Genomic DNA, 21959 nt, shown 5'->3' with positions numbered 1-21959 from the left:
ACTGGCCACGTGCTCCGAGGCATCTGCTACGGATCCGGCACAGCCCTCGTCAGCCTTGCCTCCTTGTGGATCCAGCACAGCACGTAGGCCGCCGGTGGAGGACAACAGGTGGCGCAACCAGTGGACTTCTGCGACAGCCGACACCAACGAGCACGTAACACGGGCTCCCAGGCCGAGCCGCCCTCCGCTCCACGGCGTCCGGTGACTCCCGGTCCGCCTCGGCCAGGGCGTACACCGGCGGCTTGAGTCCCGGCTGACCCACCGGCCCACAAGGGGGCTGGGCGGCAAAGGTAGGCGTCTTCGCCGCAGTGGCAGAAGGGGCTGAACGAGAAGCTCGACCGAGTGCTGCGACAGGGAGCGGGGTGCCCGATCGCCACGACAACTGCCGGGTCTGCTCCGGCAGGCTAAGCCGCGCTCATGTCGTCAGGTTGCCCGTGCGTCTGCGGCGGGCTTGAGTACTTCCCTGCACCAGGTGCGGAAGTCCGTTGGTGTCGGCTTGGCGATCGCCCAGTCCGGGTCGTAGATGCCGTGGTCCTGCGCGGCGAACGCCTCGGTCATGTCCTTGACCGTCTGATCGCTCGCGCCTTGGGAGCGGAGCAGTGACGCGTAGTCGTCGATGCTCATGCGGCGGTAGCTGACCGGACGCCCGAGTTCCTGGCTGATCACCTCGGCCATTCCGTCGGGGGTAAGCCGGTCGGGGCTGAACACGGGGAGGTTCTCCTGCCCGCTCCAGGACAGATCGGTGAGCAGGTCGGCGGCAACGCCGGCGATGTCCCGCGTCGCGATCGACGCCAGTGGCAGGTCACCTGCACAGGTCAGGTAGAACGCGCCTTGCTCGCGGATGGCATCGAGCTGCCGCAGGAGGTTCTCCATGTAGAAGGGCATGGACAAGGCCCGGTACGCCGCACCGGACTTGCCGAGTTCGGCGTCCATCGCGAAGGCCGCCGAGAGGAGGCCCGCCGGGGCCGGCCAGCCGTGTCCGGCGCTGGACACACCGACGACGTGGCCGACCTCGTGGCGGGCGATGGCGGCGGCGCCCGCCCGTGCGAAATGGAGGTAGTGCGCCTCGGCGCTCGGCGCCTGCGGGTTCGGCGGGACCAGCCAGAACAGCGCCTCGGCCCCGGGCAGGGCCTTGTCGAGCACGGCCGGATCGTCGTGGGAACCACTGATGGTCTCGACGCGCTCGCGGACCGAGTGATCCAGACGCGAGGCGTCACGAACGATGACCCGGATCTCCTTGTCCTGATCGAGTAATTGGCGGAGCAAATGGCTGCCGATCTGTCCGGTCGGCGTGGTGACGACGATCATCGCATCTCCTCTAACATGAACCTGAACTCCGGTTCCGAATGTAGGGGCAACTTCCGCACGTCGTCAACTAGAGTGGAGCGACCATGACCGCTCCCGAACGCCCGCTGCGCGCCGACGCCCGGCGCAACCGCGAGTCCGTCCTCGACGCCGCCGGCGAGCTGTTCGCCCAGCGAGGCGACGCCGTACAGATGGACGAGATCGCCGAGCGCGCCGGTCTGGGCGTCGGCACCCTCTACCGGCACTTCGCCGACAAGCAAGCGCTCCTCGCGGCGATCATCGGCCGCCGGTTCGAGGCGATGACCACCCTCGCCCGCGCCGCCGACGAGACCGAGGACCCGTGGGCGGCGTTCGAGACGCTGCTCTACGCGTATCTGGAGTCCGCGCAGGCCGACGCCGCGTTCCGCTTCGCGCTCATTGGCCCGGAAGAGCCGAGCTGGAACGACATCGCCGCCGAAAAGACAGATTTCTCGGCGATCACCGATCGCATCGTGCAGCGTGCCGTTGCCGCCGGTCGCCTGCGTACGGATTTTCACGCTCAGGACTTCGTCCTCATCACCCGTGGCGCCATGGCGAACATGACCGGTACCGGTGACTGGCGTAGGTACGTCGCGCTTTTGCTTGAGGGCATCCGCGGCCCCGAACGCTGACCCAATACCGAGCTTTCGGATCATCCGCGGGTGCAGCAGAGCACCGTCGTTCAGCATGTCTGTCCGATCGAACTGGGCAACTCTCTCACTGACGCAACCCTGGGACGAGGTGGCCGGGTTGAGCCGGGGACATGCCGACCCGCTCGCGCAGCCAGCCGGGCACCCTACGAATGGTCGGCAGAACGGCCCGGGAAACCCGCTGCCGGCGATACGAAGCCGCCCCGGGCAATTCCCGGGGCGGCTTGCGGTGTTGCGGTCAGCCGATTTTGGTCATGGCCCATCGCTGCGGTGCCCCGGAGTTGTCGGACCACTGGATGACTGGGCTCCCGTCCGCGTCGGTGTTGCCGTTGTCCAGCACCATTCCGCTGTGCCGGTTGGTGATGCGGTACTGGCCGTTGTCCAGCGCGGTGACGGCCCACTGTTGCTGCTTTCTGCCGTCGTCGGTCTTCTGCACTATCGCCGCTCCCGCGGAGGTGCTGCCGTTGTCGTCGAGTGCCTTGCCGCTGCGGACGCTCACTAGCTTGTAGTAGCCGTGCTCCAGGCCCGTGACCGTCCACTGCTGCGGAGAGCCGCCGTTCCGGGTCCACTGAATGACCTGGCTGCCGTCGGTGGTGACGTTGCCGTTGTCGAGTGCCTTGCCGCTGCGGACGCTCACCAACCGGTAGACACCTTCGGCGAGAACAGCCGGCACACCGTTGACCTCGACGCAGACCACCGAGTCGTTCGCGTTCGGCGCGGTGGCCGGCACGGTGACGTTGATGGTGCCGCCACTGACGGTGTACGGGAGCGACGTGGAGGGATTGTTCATCAGGTAGACGCGGTTGATGGTGTTGTAGACGGCGGGAATCTGGAGCGTGCCGTTCGTGGGCCAGGTGAACACGTGGGCGAAGAGCTTGCCACTCTTCTTGGTGACCCTGCCCCAGGACGGCTCGGTGGCGAAGGGGCTGCCGCTGGTGCCGTGGACGCTGTCGGAGGACGTGGCCATCCAGGAGGCCAGGCCGTTGAGGACGGTCACGGCTCCGGGGGTCACGGTGCCGTCGCCCTTGGGGCCGATGTTGAGCAGGTAGTTGCCGTCGCGGGAGACGACCGTGACCATCTCCCGGATGATGTCCTTCACGGACCGGTAGGAGTTCTCCGCCCCACTGTTGTAACCCCATGCGCCGTTCATGGTGGCGCAGGTCTCCCAGGGCCGGTCCAGCGGCGCGGCGGGAACCGTCTGCTCCGGGCAGGCGAAGTCACCGAGGCCCAGGTCCCGTTTGACCCGTTCGTTGACGACGAGGCGGGGCTTGCGCGCGATCAGCCAGTTGTACAGGTCCTGGCCGTCGGCCTCGGTCCACCAGTCGGTGAGCGTGGGTGTGGAGGGATTGCCGCACCAGTCACCGTCGAACCACAGGACGGCCGGGTCGTAGCGGTCCAGAAGTTCCTGCAACTGCGCCTTCATGTCGTTGATGTAGCCGGTGCGGGCGCTCTGCGATGCCATGTCGGAGTACAGAGTTCTGTTGTCGCAGGTCTGCGAGGGGTGGTTCCAGTCCAGGATCGAGTAGTAGAGCCCGAACCTGATGCCCCGGTTCTCGCACTCGGTCTTCAACTGGGCCAGCAGGTCGGTCTGGTAGCCGTTGTAGTCGTGCAGGTTGTACTGCTTGGTGCCGGTCGTGTCGGTGAAGCCCGCGACATTGGAGTCCCACATCGCGTAGCCCTCGTGGTGCTTGGCCGTGATCACCAGGTACTTCATGCCGGCGTTCTTGGCCAGTTCGGCGATGGTGGCGGCGTTGAAGCTGGTCGGGTTGAACGGGGTGGTCACCTGGGCCTGGTAGTTGGCCTTGGTCCAGTTCTCGGCGCTAAAGGCCCACTCTCCGTGGCCGAGGTAGGAGTAGGACCCGAAGTGGATGAACATCCCGAAACGGGCCTGGTACCACCAGTCCATCTTCGAGGGGACCGAGTACGCCTCGGCGGCGGCGGGCCACAGGGCCTGCGGCAGTCCGAAGGCCGCGGTTCCTCCGGCGAGGGCGGCGGCCTTGATGAGGGAGCGTCTACTGAGAGCGGAGGACATGGAGCGGCTCCTGGCAGTGTCGAAGGGCGCGGGAAGGCGAATACGGCGGGTGCGCAAGGAGATTCGGGGACGGCGGTGCGGCCAGTTCCAGGGGGCGAGCTGCGGAGCAGGTCGGACGAACTCGGCCTGCCAGGCTCGGGAAGCGGCATGGAATCCGTGATACCACCGATGACTCCTCGACCAACATAGGATGTATTAAGGGTCACCCGGTCGCGGCGTGTCTAGTGGAATGGCTAATTGTCCGAGTAAGACCGATTTGAATAGGCGAGTTGCGGGCGGGTGCTGCGGAACTCATCCTCTGTAAGTAGTGGTGCTGGGCATAGACATCGGGTCAGAGTCGTTCCGGGCTCTTTGCGCACCACCGCCTCCGAACTGGCCTCGTTGGGTGTGCTGGTCGCTTCAGGCGGTTGCTGTGGAGCCGGTGACCTGCTTCCAGGTGGTGAAGCGGTGAGGGGCTCACCTTGATCGTGGACGCGGGTTGCCATGAGGCGATGCGGGCTGAGTTGGTCTCTGTTGGAAGGCGGCGGGTGCGAGGTAGCCGGGGAGCGGTCGAGATGCCGGAGGGATACGGGCCGAACTACGATGGCTGTAGCCAATGAGCACCGGCACGGGCTCATGGAGGTGCACGATGAGCCACGGCACCGGATTCGACACCGGCCGGCTGTTGGCGATGTCACGGCCCGAGCTGGATCGGCTGTTTCTCGCCAGTCCGCCCGGCGGGATTCCGTGGGGCAAGGGAATCGGCACGGTGCTCCTGGGGCGCGGAACGAAGGTCTCCACCGTGGCGGCCACGCTCGTGCGCCGTCTCGCCTGGCAGGGCAAGGTCTTCGACTACGACCGTGGCGAACTGCGCAATATGGTCACGCCGTTCGGAGTGCGCGCCGTGAGGGCAAAGGTCTACCGGGACGAGAGCTGGCTGGACGACGGTGAATGCATCGTTCTCGACTATTCGCACACCTCGCTCCTGGCCCACTGGATCCGCGACGAGATTCGCTGCACCGGCCACGGGACCTATCTCGGCGTCGTCTATTGGGGGCGGCACAGGATTCTCCATTTCGGCCTGAGTTTCCGCGATCCGCAACCCTGAAGCCGGGGCGAAGGTGCCTGAGATGCCGTATCCATTCGCGGCCACCGTTCGCGCCACCATCCCAGCGCGCGCATCGGGAGCACTTCCCATATCGTCGAACCAAGGGCGCAACACTCCGCTGGATGTCCCCCGGGAAGGGGGCGCTGAGATGGACGCGCGGACCGCTGCGCGCTATTCCCTGGCCGGTATCCGACTGATGAACGGTGCAGCGGCACTGCTGGCCCCGCGAGTGATGGCCCGCCGACTGGGCGCGGACCCCGAGCAGCCTGCGCTGATCTACGTGCTCCGCATGTTCGGTGTGCGCACCGTGGTCATCGGCGCCCAACTGCTGTGCCCCGCGGACGCGGACGAGCTCGTCCGGGCGCTGCGGACCGGCACTCTCATCCACGCGAGCGACGCGCTGGCGGCCGCCGGCGCCGGCCGCGCAGGCCTTCTCCCATGCCGCATGGCCGCGGCGACCACGGTCATTTCGACGGTCAACGTCGCCCTGACCCTCGTGGCCCAGGGGTGGCCGTGCCGGCCACCGGACTCCGGCTGACGTCGGCGCCGCCCTGCCAAACTCCCCTGGCCGAGACGCCGGAAGGAGCCTCCTCATGAGCGCAGCACCACGCGGCGCCGCGCCGTGGTTCGTGCAGCTGCACGACAGGCTGGCGGTCGCCGTCGACCAGAAGGTCGGCTGGCAGAACCTGCCCAAACCGCTCGGACTACTGACCCTCATCGGGCTGCGGGACAACCTGCGCCGCAAGAACCTCTTCGACACCGGTTCCTACCCCTCGTGCAACCTGCCGGACATCGCTCCGCCGGGCGCGCAGGACGTCACGGGGCGGACGGCCGACGGGACGTACAACGACCTGGCGGACCCGCGCATGGGCATGGCCCGTTCGCGCTTCGGCCGCAACGTGCCACCGGAGCGGGCCTTCCCCGAACCCGAGCCGGGGATCCTTTCACCGAGCCCCCGTGAGGTGAGCCGGGCGCTGCTGACCCGGCGCGAGTTCATCCCCGCCGAGTCCGTCAACGTCCTGGTCGCCGCGTGGCTGCAGTTCATGATCAAGGACTGGGTCAGCCACGGGCAAGGCAGCACGGACCGCCCCTGGCACATCGGCCTGGCCGCCGACGACCCGTGGCCCGCGCCCCCGATGGTCGTGCCGCGCACTATCGCGGACCCGACTCGCCCCGCCGGGGACGACGGCCTGCCGCCAACGTTCCTCAACGACAACTCGCCCTGGTGGGACGGCTCCCAGCTGTACGGCACCAGCGTGGACGAGCAGCGCTCACGGCGCGCGGGCCAGGGCGGCAGGCTGCGGGTTCCCAACGGCCCGCTGTTCCCGGACGCACCGGACAAGGACCCGGCGGGCGTACCCGGTTTCTGGCTGGGTCTCGCCATGATGCACATGGTCTTCCTGCTCGAACACAACGCGATCTGCGACAGGTTGCACGAGGCCTACCCCGTCTGGCCCGACGAAGAGCTCTTCCAGCGGGCCCGGCTGATCACCGCCGCGCTCATCGCCAAGATTCACACCGTGGAGTGGACTCCTGCCGTCATCAGCCACCCGACAACCGTCGCCGCCATGCACGCCAACTGGTACGGCCTGCTGGGCGGGCGCCTGCACAAGCTGTTTGGGCGCCTGAGCAAGAGCGAGGTGCTCAGCGGCATCGTGGGCGGCCGCACCGACCATTTCGGCGTCCCGTACTCGCTCACCGAGGAGTTCGTCGCCGTCTACCGCATGCACCCCCTCATCCCCGACGACTGGAGCTTCCGGTCGGCCGCCGATGACACGCTGCTGCAGGAGACCACCTTCCGGGATTTGACGGGGCGGAAGGCCTACGACGTCCTCGGCAAACACACCCTGACCGACCTCCTCTATTCCTTCGGCACCTCGCACCCCGGCCTGGTCACCCTGCACAACTACCCGCGGTTCCTACAGGAGTTCCAGCGGCCGGACGGCAAGCTGATGGACCTCGGAGCCGTGGACATCCTGCGCTCGCGGGAGGTCGGCGTGCCCCGCTACAACGAGTTTCGGCGCCAGCTCCACCTCCTGCCGGCCGCCGACTTCGACGCCCTCACGGACGATCCCGTCTGGGCCGAGGAACTGCGCCGGGCCTACGACGGGGACATCGAGCGGGTGGACCTCTCGGTGGGCATGTTCGCCGAACCCCGCCCGCGGGGCTTCGCGTTCAGCGACACGGCCTTCCGCATCTTCGTCCTGATGGCGTCCCGCCGCCTCAACAGCGACCGGTACCTCACCAGGGACTACACGCCTCAGGTGTACTCGCAGACCGGTCTGGACTGGATCGAGAACAATGACATGACCAGTGTGCTGCTACGGCACTTCCCGGGGCTGCGTGCGTCCCTGCGGTCGGTGGACAACGCCTTCGCGCCGTGGACCGCGGCGGGGCCTTCACGGTGAGACCGGGGGTGGGTGATGGAACGCGCAGCCTGGCACTCGTACCGTAAGGCTGGCGACCCTCCGCGCCTGCCGCGAGGGGTCGCCATCATGGTGGCCGTCCTGGCCATGGCGGTCTTCGCCGTGGGTCTCTGGATCCGTCACAACGCCCCCGCCGTCGATGACGTGGGGCTGCAACTGGCGGGCAGCGCGCGGGCGGCGGAAGCCGTAGTCGGCGGCCGGACGGCCGAATTCCACAAGGCGCTGACGGCCGACTTCTTCCTCATCGGGGCGTACACGATCAGCACGGTGCTCGTGTTCTGGCTGAGCACCCGGACCATCGCGGTGCGCATGCGGCACCGCTGCCTCGTCCGGTACGGGATCGCCGGTGCCCTCATCACGTGCGGGTGTGCCGTTGCGGAGAAGCTGCTGCTGCTCCACGGACTCGACGGCGCGGACTGGCCGTTCGCGGTGGCGGCGGGCCTCGCGACGGTCAAGTGGCTGCTGCTCGTCCTGACCGTGCCCGTCGCGGCGTGCGTGGTCGTGATCGTCCTCAAGCGGGCCCTGTGCTATGGGTGGGCGCAGCGCCGATATGACCGCGACGGGGCAGGCGAATACCACCCGGGCGCCCCCGGTCCCCGCGGGCCCGACGTCATCCTGCCCTGGCCCGTGATGCAGTCGGACGGACGCCGCTGGCCGGCGGCGGTGCGCAAGGTTCCTCCCCGCTCCCGGGAGGCCCGGTGGGAGAACGGCAGCCAGGTGCCGCCGGGCCGGGAACAGGGCGGGCTCGGCTTCTGCGTCTCGGGCGGCGGCATCCGCTCGGCCTGCGTCACGCTGGGCGCGCTGCAGGTCCTCCGCTCCCACCTGTGCCGGGCCCGCTACCTGGTGTCGGTCTCCGGCGGCGGCTACACGACGGGCGCCCTCCAACTCGCGCTGGCCGGGAAGGACCGGGACGGACCTCGTCCCGGCGATGTCTTCATGCCCGGCACGCCGGAGGAGGACCACACCCGTCGGCACTCCAAGTACGTCGCGGAAGGCACCGGTCAGTGGCTGGCCGCCGCGGGCACCGTGCTGCGGGGGCTGCTGGCCTCACTGAGCCTGCTCACCGCCGCACTGCTGGTCCTGGGGCTCGCCCTGAGCTGGGGTTACCACCTCGTTCCGCTGACGGAGGCGACCCCGCCGCCCCAGCATCTGGTCTTCCGGGGACCGGCGCTGTGGGCCCTCGCGGTTCTGGCCGGTCTCGCCGTCGTGTTCTGGTTCCTCTGGCTGGTGTCCCTGTGCCTTGCCAGGGGGCTCCTGTCAAGCACTCTGAAGTGGGTCTTCCTCACCTTCGTGGTGACGGGGCTGCTGCTGGGCGTTGTGGTGGTCGTCTGCCCCGCCCTGGCGTGGGTGACGCCGCACGTGTGGAAACTGCAGGCCCCGGCGACGGGGGCGAGCGCCGGCGGCGCCGCGTTGCTCACCTATGTGACCGTGCTGTTGAGCACCACATGGCGACGCATCGAGTCCGCCGGGCACACGGTCGGCGCCGCCGAGCGCTCCCGGCTGGCGCGTGCCGTGCCCAACGGGTTCGCCAAGTACCTCCTGGTGTGGCTGGTCCTCGTGGTGGTGGCAGCGGCCTCCCTGCTCCTGCTGGGCTGGGTGATCGCCACCGGCCGGACCTGGCCGAAGCCCTGCCAGATCGCCCTCGTCGCCGTCCTCGGGCTGGTTGTGCTGAGCCTCGACCAGACATGGATGGGCCTCCACCCCTTCTACCGTGCCCGGCTGGCCTCCGCGTTCGCCGTCCGCCGCAGGACCTCCCCGGACGGCGAACAGATCGCGGTGCCCTACCAGTTCGACGAGCCGACACCGCTTGCCTGGTACGACAGACGACACCGCGACTTCCCCCAGGTCATCTTCGCCGCGGCGGCCAACCTGTCCGGCGACGACCGGACACCGCCGGGGCGGCACGCGGTGTCGTTCACGCTGTCGCACGATTACCTCGGCGGTCCGGACGTCGGATACGCCCGTACGGACGTCCTGTTCCACCGCGCCAGGCGAGTCATCCGCAGGGACCTCACCGTCGAATCCGCCATGGCCGTCTCCGGCGCGGCCTTCGCCTCGGCCATGGGACGTCAGGCGCGCGCGTTCCAGACGCTGTTGGCGCTCTCCAATGCCCGGCTCGGTGCTTGGCTGCCCAACCCCGGCGTGCTGGGCGCCCTTTGGTGCAAGGACCCCGACTGGGGACTGCCTCCGATGCCGGGCATCCGCCGTCTGCCGTACCTGCTGCGGGAGGTGTCGGGCCGCTATCCGATGGACGACCGGATGCTACTGGTCACGGACGGCGGCCACTACGAGAACCTCGGACTGGTCGAACTGCTCCGGCACGGCGTCACCACCGCCGTGTGCGTCGACGCCAGCGGGGGGTCCGGGGCTTTCGCCGCCGCTCTGGGCGAGGCGATCTCCCTGGCATGGGAGGAACTCGGCGTCGAGATCTCGATCGCCCACGAGGAGTGGTTGAAGCTCATCCCCGGCAGCGCGCCTCCCCTCGAACCGCGAAACCCGCAACCATCGCCGGGCACGCTGGACCCACCGAACCCGCTGGCCGGGCTCAACCTCCGGCTCTCGGCCTCGGCAGTGGTCGAGGGCACGATCACCTATCCGCGCGAGCTGGTGGACGACGAGGGCCGCAGGCTCGGCACGACGGGACGGCTGATCGTCGCCCGAGCGGCCCTGACCCCGGGCATGCCCTACGAACTCCTCGCCTACGCCCAGGCCGACCAGGAGTTCCCGCACGACGGCACCAGCGACCAGTGGTTCGACGACCGGCGATTCGACGCCTACCAGACACTCGGCCGAGCGATCGGCAAGCAGGCCGAGACGCTGCTCGTGAGGCATACGAACTCGTGATCGTGGATGCAGGGCCAGCCGGAACATCTGCGGCGGTAAGCGCGGACGAAGAAATCCTGCGGACCCCAAACGAGTAGCGGTGATCGGCGCCGTAAACACAGAGGCCGACAACCGCCATGAACTCAAAAGCCGATCGGTGATGTGATGCGCGGGTTGATTTGCGGCGGCGGGTCGGTCGGACCGTCGGCCGAGAAGTGGCGGCGGGCGCCGTCAGCCGGAGCTACCTGTACATGAAGCCGCGCTTCGGGTGACCCGCAGGTCACCCGAAGCGCGGCAACTACCCGGCCCCGAACGGGCTTCAGTCGAACCTGACGCAGTAGACGAACGGGACGCTGGCCGTGCTTCGACCCGACGTCAGATCGACCGCGTGAACCGAGGAGTTCGGGTTTCCGGGAGCGCACGGTCCTGTGAAGCCGGGGAGGAAACCGAAGCTTCCGCCCGCGTGTCCGGAGTACCTGGTGGCAGTGACCGTCCAGGACCTGTTGACAGCGCCGGAGAACACGATGCGGACCGGGCTGTTGACGTTGAAGTGGTCGCCGCTGACCTTGAGGGTGCCGCCTTCCGTATTGACCCACACCCGTACCGCCAACCGCCGGTCATCGGCCTGACTGTTGTCGTATCGCGCCTGCGCGCGGGTCTCCGGGGTCACACAGGTGAGGTCGTCGGAGCCCCAGCCCTCACGCCAGACAAAGCCCTGCTTGCAGTAGCCGTTCGGGAGGGTCCGGCCTGGGGCCAGAGCGTTGTCGTTGGCGGTATCCGTACGTGTCTGCGGTGTGACACACGTGAGATCGCTGGCACGCGCGACCCGCCACACATATCCCTGTCTGCAGGTGCTGGGCCCGGAGTCCTGAGCGCTGGCGGCCGACGGTGCGATGAGCCCGCCGCCGATCCCGGCGGCAAGCACCATCGCCGAGGCCGTGATTCGCCTGAACATAGTCATACCTCCCAGCCCCGAGGTCGCTATCTTTTCCATCGTCTGCCTTCGCTGCGGAATCATCAAATCCTGCGCGCGGAAGTCCGGTCAGGCTCACCCCGCGACGCCGCCCGACGCTGCTATTCGCCAGCCTGCCAAGCGTCCGGAATTAACGCCGTGATGGTGTACGCGCGCCCCGGCCGGCGGTGTGGCCGCGGGCTTGTTGCTGTTGATCGGGGTCGTTCATGGTCTGGGTCCGCCGGACGCCTCCGCGGCCAGAGGCGGCGCCAACCCTCTTGCGCGAAGCGGCATTTCGTGGCCCTCGTACAGACCCGTACCGTTCTAGTCATGGAGTGGAATTTTCGAGCGGCCGGGGAACTCACTGCTGCCTTGCGTGCCGGTGAAGTGAGCTCGGTGGAACTGACCGACCAGGCGATCACGGGTATCGAGAGGGACGACAAGGCGATCAATGCGGTTTGTGTGCCGGACTTCGAGCGTGCGCGGGCCGCAGCGCGCGACGCAGACCAGGCGCGCGCCCGCGGCGAGGACCGGCCGCTGCTCGGTATTCCGGTGACGGTCAAAGAGTCCTACAACATCGCCGGCCTGCCCACGACCTGGGGCATGCCGCTACACCGGAACTACCTGCCCGCCGAGGACGCGGTGCAGGTATCGCGGCTCAAGGCCGCCGGCGCGGTGGTGCTCGGCAAGACCAACGTGCCCGTGGCACTGCAGGATGTGCAGACCTTCAACGAGATCTACGGCACCACCAACAACCCATGGGACCACGCTCGTACGCCGGGCGGATCCTCCGGCGGGTCAGCAGCGGCCCTGGCATCCGGATTCGGCGCGTTGTCCATCGGCTCCGACATCGCTGGGTCGCTGCGCACCCCCGCCCACTTCTGCGGGATCTACGCACACAAGCCGACACTCGGGCTCGCGGCGAACCGAGGCATGGTGCCGCCACGCGTGCCGGCCTTGCCGGCCGAACACGACCTCGCAGTAGTCGGCCCGATGGCGCGCACTGCCCGCGACCTCAGGCTTCTGCTCGACGTCATGGCCGGACCGGACCCGCTGACACTCGGTGTGGCACACGCCGTGACGCTGCCGGCCGCACGCCATGAGCGGCTCTGCGACTTCCGGGTCCTGGTCCTCGAAGAGCATCCGCTCATTCCGACCGGGTCTGCGGTGCGGGCGGCCGTGAACCGGGTGGCCGACGCGCTCGCCGATGGCGGCGCCCGCGTCGAACGGGACAACAGCCCGCTCCTGCCCGATCTCACCGAAGCCGCGCTGATCTACACGCAGTTGCGGTGCTCGGGATCCGCTGCGCACTTTCCCGACGAGGTGTACGAGCAACTGCGGGCCCGCGCCGCCCAACTGGGCGCAGACGACCAGAGCCTCGACGCGGCGCGGGTGCGCGGCATGGTCTTGAGTCACCGGGACTGGATCGAGGTGAACAACCGACGGGAGGTGCACCGCCACGGCTGGCGGCAGCTCTTCACCCAGTTCGACGCCGTGGTGTGTCCCATCACCCCCACTCCCGCGTTTCCGCACGACCACAGACCCGATCCGAGGGGACGCCGGATCGATATCGACGGCGTCGAGTACCCCTACCTCGACCAGCTCGTCTGGGCCGGTCTGGCCACCATGCCGGGCCTGCCCGCCACCGCCATACCCGCGGGGCGGTCCCCTGAGGGCCTGCCGGTGGGCGTACAGATCATCGGTCCCATGCTCGAAGACCACACCCCGCTGAGACTGGCCGAACTCCTGGAGCAGAGCATCGGGGGCTTCCAGGCACCGAAGTAGGCGTACGCCAGCCTGTGGTGCGAGGCCGTACGGGCAACCCATCTGCTCGGACCAGGCCGGAGCCTCCTCCGACACCTCAACTGTCGGGAAGGCTGACGGAGCGGGTGAGGGCGTCAACGGTGTGGAACTCGGGGATCGGCTCGGTGGCGGCGGTTAGGGTGGGGCGGTGAACCGCACAGATCGCTTGTATGCGCTGGTCGAGGAGCTTCGAGCGGTGGCGCCCCGGCCGCGCAGTGCTCCGTGGCTGGCACGGCGGTTCGAGGTCAGTGTGCGCACCATAGAGCGGGATCTCGAAGCGTTGAGGCAGTCGGGCTTGCCGATCCGCAGTGATGCCGGTCGGGCTGGTGGATACAGCCTGGACCGGGACCGCACGCTCCCGCCCGTGACACTCAGCGCCGCCGAGGCTCTCGCCGTCAGCGTCGCGCTTCGTACGGCTGCGTCCACGCCGTTCGCGGCAGCCGCACACCGCGCCGCTCAGAAGGTGCTGGCAGTGCTGCCCGCTGACGTGAGACAGCGGGAGGAAGCGCTGGCGCGGCTGGTGTACCGGGTCGGGGACCACGCGCCTGGCGGGAGCGGCGTGCTGAGCGAGATCATCGTCGAGGCCGTGGTCTCCGGAAATGTCCTGCACCTCACCTATACGGACCGGGCCGGCGCGGGGACCACGCGCGACGTCGAGCCGCTGGGGCTCCTGTGGGGACCGAATGGCTGGTACCTGGCGGCGTGGTGCCGCCTACGGTCGGCGGTCCGAGGCTTCCAGCTCGACCGGATCACCTCACTGGAACCGTCGGACGAACGAGTGGCGGCCCGGGAGCCGCAGTGGAGCGCCGAGTTGAAGCGCTTGGATGCCGAACCCTTCGCTCTGTGATCTGAAACACCGACAGCACGGTGTCGCGAGGGGCCGCAATGCTGTTCACCATGGACAACGAGAAGCGCATGACCACGTGGTGCCGCATGTGGAACGAAGACCCCTCCCTGGCCCACGACCTGATGACCGATGATTGCACGCAGTGGTCGGATCACGGGGCCGGACTGGACACCGTGGTCGGCCCACACGAGCAGGAACGCTTCGTCGCGGGGTACCGCGCGAGGCATGTGAACATCTTCAGCCCACGAGTACTCGCCGACGCCGGTGATCGGTTCGCGTACCTGTGGGATGTGAGGAAGGCCGACGGCCAGGTATTGACCGGCATCGACGTCAACCACCTCAAGGATGGCCGCGTACGGGAGAACTGGACGTTCGTGGCGGAGCGGCGTTGTGAGCGATCCGATCCAGAACCCGGGGCGGCCGGTCACACCGACCCGGCCACGATCGAGGATCTGTGCCGCCAGTGGGTTCAGCTCCGCAACGGCCGGGCCGAGCTGGCCAAGGACGTGGTGACGGGCGACTTCGATCTGTTCTCGGGCGCCGAAGCGGCTGGCGACGCGCACGGCCCCTCCGAGTTGGCTGACCTGATCGAGCGACAGGCCGAAACCAACGACCCGCCCGTCATCACGATCCACCGGCAGCCCATCGTCGACCCCGGGCGCAGGCACGTAGCGTTCCTCTGGACAGCCGAAACCGGGGCCGACGGTGCCTCCGTCGGCGGTGTCGACCTCCTGACGGTGCGCTCCGGCCGGTTCGCGCGCGCGTGGTCCCTGACGGGCATTCGTCCATTCCGCTACTGAAGCCCGTGCCCACAGAGGAGGGGGCCAAGTCGGGCTGAGCGGAGCGCGGTTCATCCCGGAGGAGGAGAACTGTGATCACCGCACGGGGCAGTCGTTGCGATGAAGTCGGCAGCCTGGCGTGCTGAGAGCGCCAGGCTCAGCGGCACGAGCCCGGTTGGACGGCCCGGCGGCCGGCTCGCGGACAACCCCGAAGACAGGCGCGGCCGGTGAGCCCTTCGATACCGAGTGGGGGACCAGGACCGTGGAGTCGGCGAGCGGGACGCTGGACAGCGGCAGGACGGTGAGCTGGCCGGGCATGCTACGGGGGTGGCACTCCGGGGGTGGCACTCATACACCTCTTCCACTGTTCCGCTCTCCGTACGAGTTGAGACTCCGGAGAGGAGACGGCGACGGTGGCTTCCGGATCGACCACCGCGAGCTGGTCGGCGCGTACCGGGTCTCTGCCTGGACCACCGGGCGCGGCGGATGTTGGTGAGTCACCACCCAACTGCCTTGCACGGGCGACTACTTCGCGGTTTCGATGCGCCGCCCCGCCCGTGGTGCGCCAGCCATGCTCTCGCGTGCGTCTTCCGCAGCACGTTGCGGCCCGCCTTCCGCTGCTGCTGCCGAGCTCAACTGGCGTCTCCGGTTGGGGAGATGCAGGTCTGGGGCGTGGCGATCAGGGGTTTGGCCTGGGGGGAGTACCGTCCGGCCAACGTGATCGGGTTGCTGAGCGCCGCCATGTGACCGTTTCGATCGCGAACCTCGGTGCGAATGAACGCTGATTCGTCGGCACCGATGTGCCACTTCACGGCGCCCGATCCCGTGCTGGGCAACGATTCGACGAACACCTTTCCCTTCTCGGTGTGGAGGCTGACAGTGCCGCCGGGCACGCCGTGTACGGCAACTCGCACCACGGCTGGCTCATCGCCGGTTTTCAATCGTTCCCCGATCCCAGCGCTGCGATCACCAGCAGAGGCCGTGAACGACAGCTCGATGGCTCCTGATGCCGCGATCCAGCTGTGGCCGGCGCGGATACCGGCGAGGACCGCGTCGACACTCAGCTCGTCAGCCAGCACGACGGTGTGGGGGCTGCCGATCTGGCCCTCCAGGTGGGTGTCACTGTTCCCTACCGCAGGCCGCCACCGTCCCTGGCAGATCTCCGCGGCCAGAGTGCGTCCCCACTCGGCCAAGGCCGCCTCGTTGTCCGCCTGCCATGGCACATCCGAACTCCACTGCCCGTTCCACACCTCCACCACATCGAAGCCCTGATACGAGTACATGAGCGTGCCCGAGGCGTAGGGCGCGTACGGATGAGCCGCCACGCAGAGCCCACCGGCTCGGTGAACCTCATCCAGATGCAGATCGACCACGTTGTCCCGCACGCCGTAGCGCCAGTCGACTACCTGACCCGGGCGCAACCCCAGCGCGAGCCAGTGTCCGGTCCGCGTGACGACCTCCTGACCCAGGATCACCAGCAAGTCGTCGCCGACGTGCCGGCTCCAGGCGCCATGCGTCTCAGCAGTGTTGTGCTCGGTGATGGCAAGGAAATCAAGTCCCGCCGCACGAGCACCTGCCACAAGCTCCGCCGGCGTCAGCACACCGCCGTGCGAGGACACGGTATGCACATGGCAGTCACCTCGATACCAGCCACGCGCCCGACCGGCTACCCGCACCGGCGGGAACCGAGACACCGGAAGAACCCTTCCCGCTACGTCACCCATATCCATTCCCGAAGCCTAGGGCCTGGTGTGAAAGTGCTGGCCACGAGCGGCCTGGCGTACATGGGCGGCGTCGTTGTCAGTGGTGTCGTGCATGATCGGCGCGTCAGTTCTTCTACGGGGATGGGGAAGCGCCATGCCAGTCACGAACCAGCAGGTAGCAGGGCACGTGTTCCTGCGGCAGATGTATGCGGACTCGTACTTCCCCGATCATGTCGTCGACCGGGGCAGGGCGATCCTGTTGCGGCTGTGCGAGCGGATTGAGGCTGAGCAGCCGTCGAATCTGGAGGCTCTGTATGCGCTCACCCAGGCTGCAACCGAGGAGTTCAACAGTCTGGAAGCGGAGTTCGAGGCAGCCGGGAGTGAGATCGAGACGGTCGCGCGCGAGATGATCGCTGAGGACTTCTGGTTTGTCGCGTCGGCATACGGGTTTACGGACGCGGATGTAGAGAAGCTGATTGCCACCCGGGACTGGTGAGCGACGACCGGGAGGTCGCCTGCCGGTCAGAGCCATTCGTTGATGGCTGCGATCAGCACGGTCGCCTCGTAGCGGACGGCGAGTTTGATGCCCCTATGGATGTCAATATCGTCCTGCGGCTGGCGCTGGTGCAGGAGTGGCCTTCCCGTGCATGGTGATGAGTTGGTAGATCTCGCGGGCGACGTAGCGTTTGAGGCAGCGGATGGCCTCGCGGCGGGTCTTGCCTTCGGCGATGCGTCGTTCCAGGTACTCGCGGCTGCGGCTCTCCCAGCGCAGTCGGGCCAGGACGATTGCGTAGAGGGCGGAGTTGGCTTGTCGGTCACCGCCTCGGTTGAGCCTGCGACGCTGAGTCTTGCCGGATGATGCCTCCACCGGGCTGACGCCACAGAGGGCGGCGAAGGAAGCCTCGCCGCCCATCCGGTCCGGGTTGTCGCCGGCTGCTATCAGCAATGCGGCCGCGGTGTCAGGGCCGACGCCGTAGCAGTCCAGGAGCTTCGGCGCGTAGGAGGTGATCGCCGAGGTGATCCGTCTGGTGAGGTCGTTGATCTCCTCGGTGAGGTGACGGATCCGGCTGGCTAGCAGCCGCAGGGTGTGGCGTGCAGCCATGGCCGGGGTGGCCCCGGCTGAGTCCTCCAACTCGGAGCATCGACGGATGAGTTTAGGGTTGCTGAGGCCTGCCAGCGATTCACGCAGCGCGGGGTCTGCGGAGACCAGGACGGCCTTGAGCTGGTTGATCGCTTGCGAGCGTGACTTGACCGCAGAGCTCTTGGCCATCTTGAACATCCGGACTGCCTCCACCGGACCGTCGGTGGTCTTGGCGGTGGCGGTGGCGCGGCCTGAGAGCACCGCTTGGGCGGCGGCCGCCGCGTCGATCGCGTCGGTCTTTCCTCGTCGGCGCCGCAAGGCCTTGTCCGGCTGGTTGACCTCGGTGACCGCGATGCCTTCGCTCTGAAGGTAGCGGGTCAGCGCGGCACCATAGGAGCCGGTGCACTCGACTCCAGCCCGCTTCAGAATTCCGAAGGCCCGTGCCCATGAAAGGAGTTGTCGGTATCCCTCTCGCGTGGTCGGGAAGCTACGAGTGTCAAGCATGGCTCCGGTAGAAGTGATCACCGCAGCGACGTGCACATCCTTGTGGGTGTCCACGCCCAGCACGATGTCCTCTGGGTGGCTGGTCGTGTCGTGCGGCGGAGGGGCTTGCCGGGTCATGCTGGGCACGGTCGTCTGTCTCCTGAACGCCTGGGGGGACTGGTGGCCGGCGCCGGGCCGGTGAGGCGGTCAGGACTGTGACGGTGCGCGTCGCGAAGGCCCCTATCGGGACACGCCCACTGGTCCGGCGGCAGCACGCACCGCCTCGGGCAGTGGTCGGCAGATCAAGCTCAAGGCATCAGCGCCAGTCGTACCTCGGGCCAGACCACCGCCCGGGGCGGCACCCGACCATCCTCACAGTCGTATCTCGTGGCCGACCGCGCGGTGGCGCTCGAGGCGGTTGGTTCCGCATTCCACCGCGTGGCGCTCCTTATAATCGGCTTTGTCGAACTTCGGCGGACGGCCTCCGCGAGAGCCGAGCTTCTTGCGGTTGCGGACCTCGTCAGCCTTCTCCGGGATGGTGGAGCCTATGCCGCGTCTGCGCAGGTAGGCGCGGTTTCCGCGGGAGCCGTATGCCTTATCGGCGCGGACCTTGTCCGGCCGTGTTCGCGGCCGGCCCCGACCGATGCGGGGCACCCGGATGCCCTCCAGGACCGGCTGGAAGTGCGGACTGTCGTGCCGCTGGCCAGCGGTGAAAAGCAGCGAAAGAGGCTTCTGCCCCTGCTCAACCGCCAGGTGCAGCTTGGTAGTCAGCCCGCCGCGCGAGAGTCCCAGGCCGTGATCGTCGGGTTCGGTGTCGACGCCGCTGGGAGGCCCCTTCTGCAGCGCCCTTCTTACGCGCCCCGGCGGCGTGCTGATGGGCTGGGGCGATCGTGGAGTCCACGCTGACGTCCCACGTCATTAGGCCCTTCACGTCGGCCTCGGCCTGCGGCTGCTCGAAGATCCGCTTCCAGGTGCCGTCGCGCTGCCAGCGCCGGAATAGGTCGTAGGCCCGGTCCCACGGCCCATACCGCTCCGGCACGTCGCGCCACGGGGCACCGGTCCTGGTCCGCCACCGTATGCCGTCTATCAACTGCCGCCGGGTCCACACCGGTGGACGGCCCGGCTTCTTGCCCAGCGGCAGCAACGGCTCAAGCCGAGCCCACTGGTCGTTCGTCAGATCTCCACGCCCCACGGCTGGTGATGTTGGGCACTCCATGGCGGCCGCAGTGGCGGGACTCTACGCGGCCGTGCAACCCGGCGCGCGGCATTGTCTGGGTGGACCAGGCGACGGAGGTACTCCCCTTCGCCCAGATGCTCCGCTCGATCGCACCGATGCTGCGCGGCCCCGCCTTCACCCAGGTCTGGCCGAACATCGACAAGAGCCTCGGGCTCGACCGCATCCCCGAGCCGACACGCACGCTGGTGCTGGATACGCACAAGGTCGAGCAGGATGTCGTGCTCGGCTACTGGAATCAGGTCCTGACCACCGATCCGGCGGAGCTGCAGGCCTGGATCGACGAAAATACGGCCGGTATCCGGGTTCCATGCCTCGCGGTGTTCGGCCGTCCTGTCACTGACGGCGAGCGCGAGCGGTTCGACCGACTGCCGGACGTACAGGTCGAGGAGTGGCTGGGCGACGGGCACTTCGTCCACCTGGTCGATTCCAGGGGGTTCGCGACCAGACTCGACGCCTTCGTCAGGTACTGCGAGCAGGCAGCCTGAACAAAAGTGGGTACTCCGCGCAGTGAAGGGTGAGGCCCTCGCCGAGTACGAGGCGCTCGACCTGCAACAGGTGGTCTGCCGCCGCGTCCGCGGAGATGACCGACACCAGAGATCGCGCACCCGCGCTCGCGGGTGCGCGATCAGCTGATGGCGGTTCAGGCTCCGGCCGCGGTGACCACGGCGTCGGTGGCGAATCCGAGGAGCAGGCCGATGAGGATGCACCAGGTGGTGAGCGTCTTCAGGCCGGTCTTGCGGGCGATGGCGAGTAGCTCGATGACGACGTAGAGGATCGAGCCGGCGGCCAGCCCAAGGAACGCGATGGAGAGCGTGTCGTTGACGAGGTGCTGGCCGACGAGTGTGCCGAGGAATGTCGGGCCGCCGCCGATCAGGCCGAGCCAGATCAGGCTGATCCACGAGGGGCGCTCGCCGTCGGCGGCGAGCGGGGCTACGATGCCGAAGCCCTCGGTGGCGTTGTGCAGGCCGAAGCCGATGATGAGGAGGACTGCCAGGGAGAGTTCGCCCTTGGCGGCGGAGTTGCCGATCGCCAGGCCCTCGGCGAAGTTGTGCAGCCCGATGCCGGTCGCGATCATGAGTGCGAGGGAGCCCGCCTGGCTGCGGGTCTTCGGTGACAGTTCCGCAGTGGTGGCGCAGCCGGGACCGGCGGCACGGTCGGCGGCGGCCCGGCGGCGGGCCATCCAGGCGTCGTAGTAGACGAGACCGAGCAGGCCGGCGGCGAGTCCGGCAGCCAGCACGGACCCGGTCGAGGCGACCGTTCCCCAGTGATGGTCGCTCAGTGCGGCGTCGACCGGTTCCCAGGCATGGGTGAGTACGTCCCAGACGAGAAAGATCAGGATGCCGATGGCGACGGCGTTGAGCCCGGCCTTCAAGCGCGGCGTCGGTGTGCGCAGTCGGCCGAGCGGGAGGCCGAGGTAGATGGTGAAGCCTGCGATCGCACCGAGCAGGGCGATGTTCGCGCTGGACATGGGGGCTCCGGGGAAAGTGCTGTGAGGACCCCGTGGGGATGGTCCTCGGGGACAGACAAACACTAGGTTAGGGGAGCCTTGCCTAATAGTTCCTTGTCTGGTTTTGGTGAAACTTTGACGATGGCCCGGAGCGCCGTCCTCGCAGAAGTACGCCATTGGCCATGCAGGGCAGGTACATCACGTCGGCGTCGGAGCGCACCTCGGCCAGGGACTCGGTCCCGTAGCCACCAAGCGGCAGCAACCACTGATCGATCCCTCAGCGCGGAGGGTTGCCGTCGGCGCTCGCCCGCCCGAGAAAGAGACTTGTCGTCACCTTCACTCGTACGCTTCCGCCCTGTTCGGCCATGGTGTGGGCCATGTCCGCGAAGATTCGCTCCCGCTTGCGGGGCGGAAGTATCCGGTAGCCCGAGTAGGAGGCGAGCAGGCCGATCAGAGCGGAAGGGGAGCGGTCGTGTACGGATCCGTACAGGCGGTGGGCCGGATCCACGAATCCGGCGGCCACCATGTCACGCCACTGGCGGGCCTCGGACCCGTAGCGCGCTGGGCCGGGGCGGGGATCCAGGATGGTGTGCTCAGGAATATCTATGCCGTGTCGAGTGTGGGCGCCCGTCAGCTCAGCCGTCAGGTCGTCGGACTCCAGAAACCAGTGGTTCCAGAAGAGGGCGATCGCTCCGCCCGGCGACAGCGCGGCTTTCGCTCTGCGCCAGCGCACGGCTGGGTCCACCCAATGCCATGCCTGGGCGCAGTACAGCAGCCCGTAACGCCGTGTGGGCCGCCAGGTCTCGAAGTCGGCGATCTCGACAGTCACCTGGGGGAGCCCTCCGCAGCGGTGTTGTAGTACACGCGCCATGCGGGCGTCGGGCTCGACGCAGGTCACCGGTACGCCGGACTGTGCGAAAGCCCGCGTCGCCTTGCCTGTGCCGGCGCCCACCTCCAGGGCAAGGGCGCCGTCATCAAGGCCGGCGAAGTCCAGGACCTCGTCTATCAGTTGGGCGGGATAGCCGGGCCGGAACGCGTCGTACTCCTCGGCATCGTCGCCGAAGGTGTGGCGGCGTGCCCGCGCCGACGGCGCAGCGTTGTTCGGAGTCCCGTTCGCCATGTACGCACGCTACGCGCCGAGGTCGTTGACCGACAGGGCGCCTTCCATGAGACGGCGCCCCTGCCCCGGAGGTGAACCCTGCGGTTGCGTGCTGTGGGAAAGCGGGGTGTGCCGAGTAGCCGACAGCGCCTCGAAGACCGGATGACCAAGTACCGTGCCGGCGTTC

General features: G+C 68.0%; 17 protein-coding genes and 1 pseudogene. 10 read left to right on the top strand and 8 right to left on the bottom strand.

All coding sequences use genetic code 11. The annotated features are described in order from the left end of the window. Nucleotides 1-423 precede the first annotated feature (423 nt). On the bottom strand, nt 424-1308 hold the full coding sequence (locus OG522_RS02200) for an NAD(P)H-binding protein (protein WP_329461198.1): 885 nt from the start codon (nt 1306-1308) through the stop codon (nt 424-426). Between the two features lie 83 nt (nt 1309-1391). Here OG522_RS02200 and OG522_RS02195 point away from each other — a divergent pair, with 83 nt between their 5' ends. Further along, nucleotides 1392-1955: a TetR/AcrR family transcriptional regulator gene (locus tag OG522_RS02195; RefSeq protein ID WP_329461197.1), complete on the top strand. Its 564-nt coding sequence runs from the start codon at nt 1392-1394 to the stop codon at nt 1953-1955. Nucleotides 1956-2211: 256 nt separating this feature from the next. Here the strand turns inward: OG522_RS02195 and OG522_RS02190 are convergent, their stop codons facing one another. After that, nucleotides 2212-4005, bottom strand: a complete 1794-nt coding sequence (locus OG522_RS02190) for an alpha-L-fucosidase (RefSeq protein ID WP_329461196.1) — start codon at nt 4003-4005, stop codon at nt 2212-2214. Nucleotides 4006-4633: 628 nt separating this feature from the next. On the opposite strand from OG522_RS02190, the gene OG522_RS02185 reads away from it, so the two are divergent. The 4 genes from OG522_RS02185 to OG522_RS02170 all read left to right on the top strand — a co-directional run bounded on the left by OG522_RS02185 (nt 4634) and on the right by OG522_RS02170 (nt 10362). Continuing rightward, entirely contained in the window at nt 4634-5092 is a 459-nt protein-coding gene (locus tag OG522_RS02185; protein WP_329461195.1) for a hypothetical protein, read from the top strand. Nucleotides 5093-5240: 148 nt separating this feature from the next. Next, a complete protein-coding gene (locus OG522_RS02180; RefSeq protein WP_329461194.1) occupies nt 5241-5630 on the top strand; it encodes a hypothetical protein in 390 nt (129 codons plus the stop codon). A gap of 55 nt (nt 5631-5685) precedes the next feature. Beyond that, the gene (locus OG522_RS02175) at nt 5686-7500 is read left to right on the top strand and encodes a peroxidase family protein (RefSeq protein ID WP_329461193.1); all 1815 of its coding nucleotides are present in this window, start codon (nt 5686-5688) and stop codon (nt 7498-7500) included. Nucleotides 7501-7587: 87 nt separating this feature from the next. Further along, complete coding sequence (locus OG522_RS02170) at nt 7588-10362, top strand: hypothetical protein (protein WP_329461192.1); 2775 nt, start codon at nt 7588-7590, stop codon at nt 10360-10362. A 298-nt stretch (nt 10363-10660) separates the two neighbouring features. Here the strand turns inward: OG522_RS02170 and OG522_RS02165 are convergent, their stop codons facing one another. After that, nucleotides 10661-11296, bottom strand: coding sequence for a hypothetical protein (locus tag OG522_RS02165; protein WP_329461191.1), 636 nt, complete (start codon nt 11294-11296; stop codon nt 10661-10663). 327 nt (nt 11297-11623) lie between these two features. Between OG522_RS02165 and OG522_RS02160 the strand changes: the two genes are divergently transcribed. The 3 genes from OG522_RS02160 to OG522_RS02150 all read left to right on the top strand — a co-directional run bounded on the left by OG522_RS02160 (nt 11624) and on the right by OG522_RS02150 (nt 14743). Beyond that, nucleotides 11624-13078 (top strand): amidase, encoded by a 1455-nt coding sequence (locus OG522_RS02160; RefSeq protein ID WP_329467450.1) that lies wholly within the window; start codon nt 11624-11626, stop codon nt 13076-13078. 166 nt (nt 13079-13244) lie between these two features. Beyond that, nucleotides 13245-13943, top strand: a complete 699-nt coding sequence (locus tag OG522_RS02155; protein ID WP_329461190.1) for a helix-turn-helix transcriptional regulator — start codon at nt 13245-13247, stop codon at nt 13941-13943. Between the two features lie 50 nt (nt 13944-13993). Next, complete coding sequence (locus OG522_RS02150) at nt 13994-14743, top strand: hypothetical protein (protein ID WP_329461189.1); 750 nt, start codon at nt 13994-13996, stop codon at nt 14741-14743. A 611-nt stretch (nt 14744-15354) separates the two neighbouring features. On the opposite strand, the gene OG522_RS02145 is transcribed toward OG522_RS02150, so the two are convergent. Next, on the bottom strand, nt 15355-16446 hold the full coding sequence (locus OG522_RS02145) for a CehA/McbA family metallohydrolase (protein WP_329467449.1): 1092 nt from the start codon (nt 16444-16446) through the stop codon (nt 15355-15357). Nucleotides 16447-16579: 133 nt separating this feature from the next. On the opposite strand from OG522_RS02145, the gene OG522_RS02140 reads away from it, so the two are divergent. Further along, on the top strand, nt 16580-16921 hold the full coding sequence (locus OG522_RS02140) for a DUF5713 family protein (RefSeq protein WP_329461188.1): 342 nt from the start codon (nt 16580-16582) through the stop codon (nt 16919-16921). A gap of 102 nt (nt 16922-17023) precedes the next feature. Here the strand turns inward: OG522_RS02140 and OG522_RS02135 are convergent, their stop codons facing one another. Together OG522_RS02135 and OG522_RS41175 are read right to left on the bottom strand one after the other, a co-directional pair. Beyond that, on the bottom strand, nt 17024-18127 hold the full coding sequence (locus tag OG522_RS02135) for an IS110 family transposase (RefSeq protein WP_329461187.1): 1104 nt from the start codon (nt 18125-18127) through the stop codon (nt 17024-17026). 170 nt (nt 18128-18297) lie between these two features. Further along, nucleotides 18298-19181, bottom strand: a pseudogene (locus OG522_RS41175) (IS5 family transposase). 83 nt (nt 19182-19264) lie between these two features. Between OG522_RS41175 and OG522_RS02120 the strand changes: the two are divergent. Next, nucleotides 19265-19711, top strand: a complete 447-nt coding sequence (locus tag OG522_RS02120) for an alpha/beta fold hydrolase (RefSeq protein WP_329461185.1) — start codon at nt 19265-19267, stop codon at nt 19709-19711. Between the two features lie 155 nt (nt 19712-19866). Here OG522_RS02120 and OG522_RS02115 read toward each other — a convergent pair whose 3' ends face one another. Both OG522_RS02115 and OG522_RS02110 read right to left on the bottom strand, forming a co-directional pair. Further along, entirely contained in the window at nt 19867-20694 is an 828-nt protein-coding gene (locus OG522_RS02115) for a ZIP family metal transporter (RefSeq protein ID WP_329461184.1), read from the bottom strand. A 256-nt stretch (nt 20695-20950) separates the two neighbouring features. Next, nucleotides 20951-21793: a class I SAM-dependent methyltransferase gene (locus OG522_RS02110; RefSeq protein ID WP_329461183.1), complete on the bottom strand. Its 843-nt coding sequence runs from the start codon at nt 21791-21793 to the stop codon at nt 20951-20953. Nucleotides 21794-21959 lie beyond the last annotated feature (166 nt).

This window comes from Streptomyces sp. NBC_01431, from assembly GCF_036231355.1.
In the GTDB taxonomy this organism is placed as follows: Bacteria; Actinomycetota; Actinomycetes; order Streptomycetales; family Streptomycetaceae; genus Streptomyces.
The sequence above is the reverse complement of the archived record's forward strand: the minus strand, read 5'-3'. Positions and strand labels throughout refer to the sequence as shown.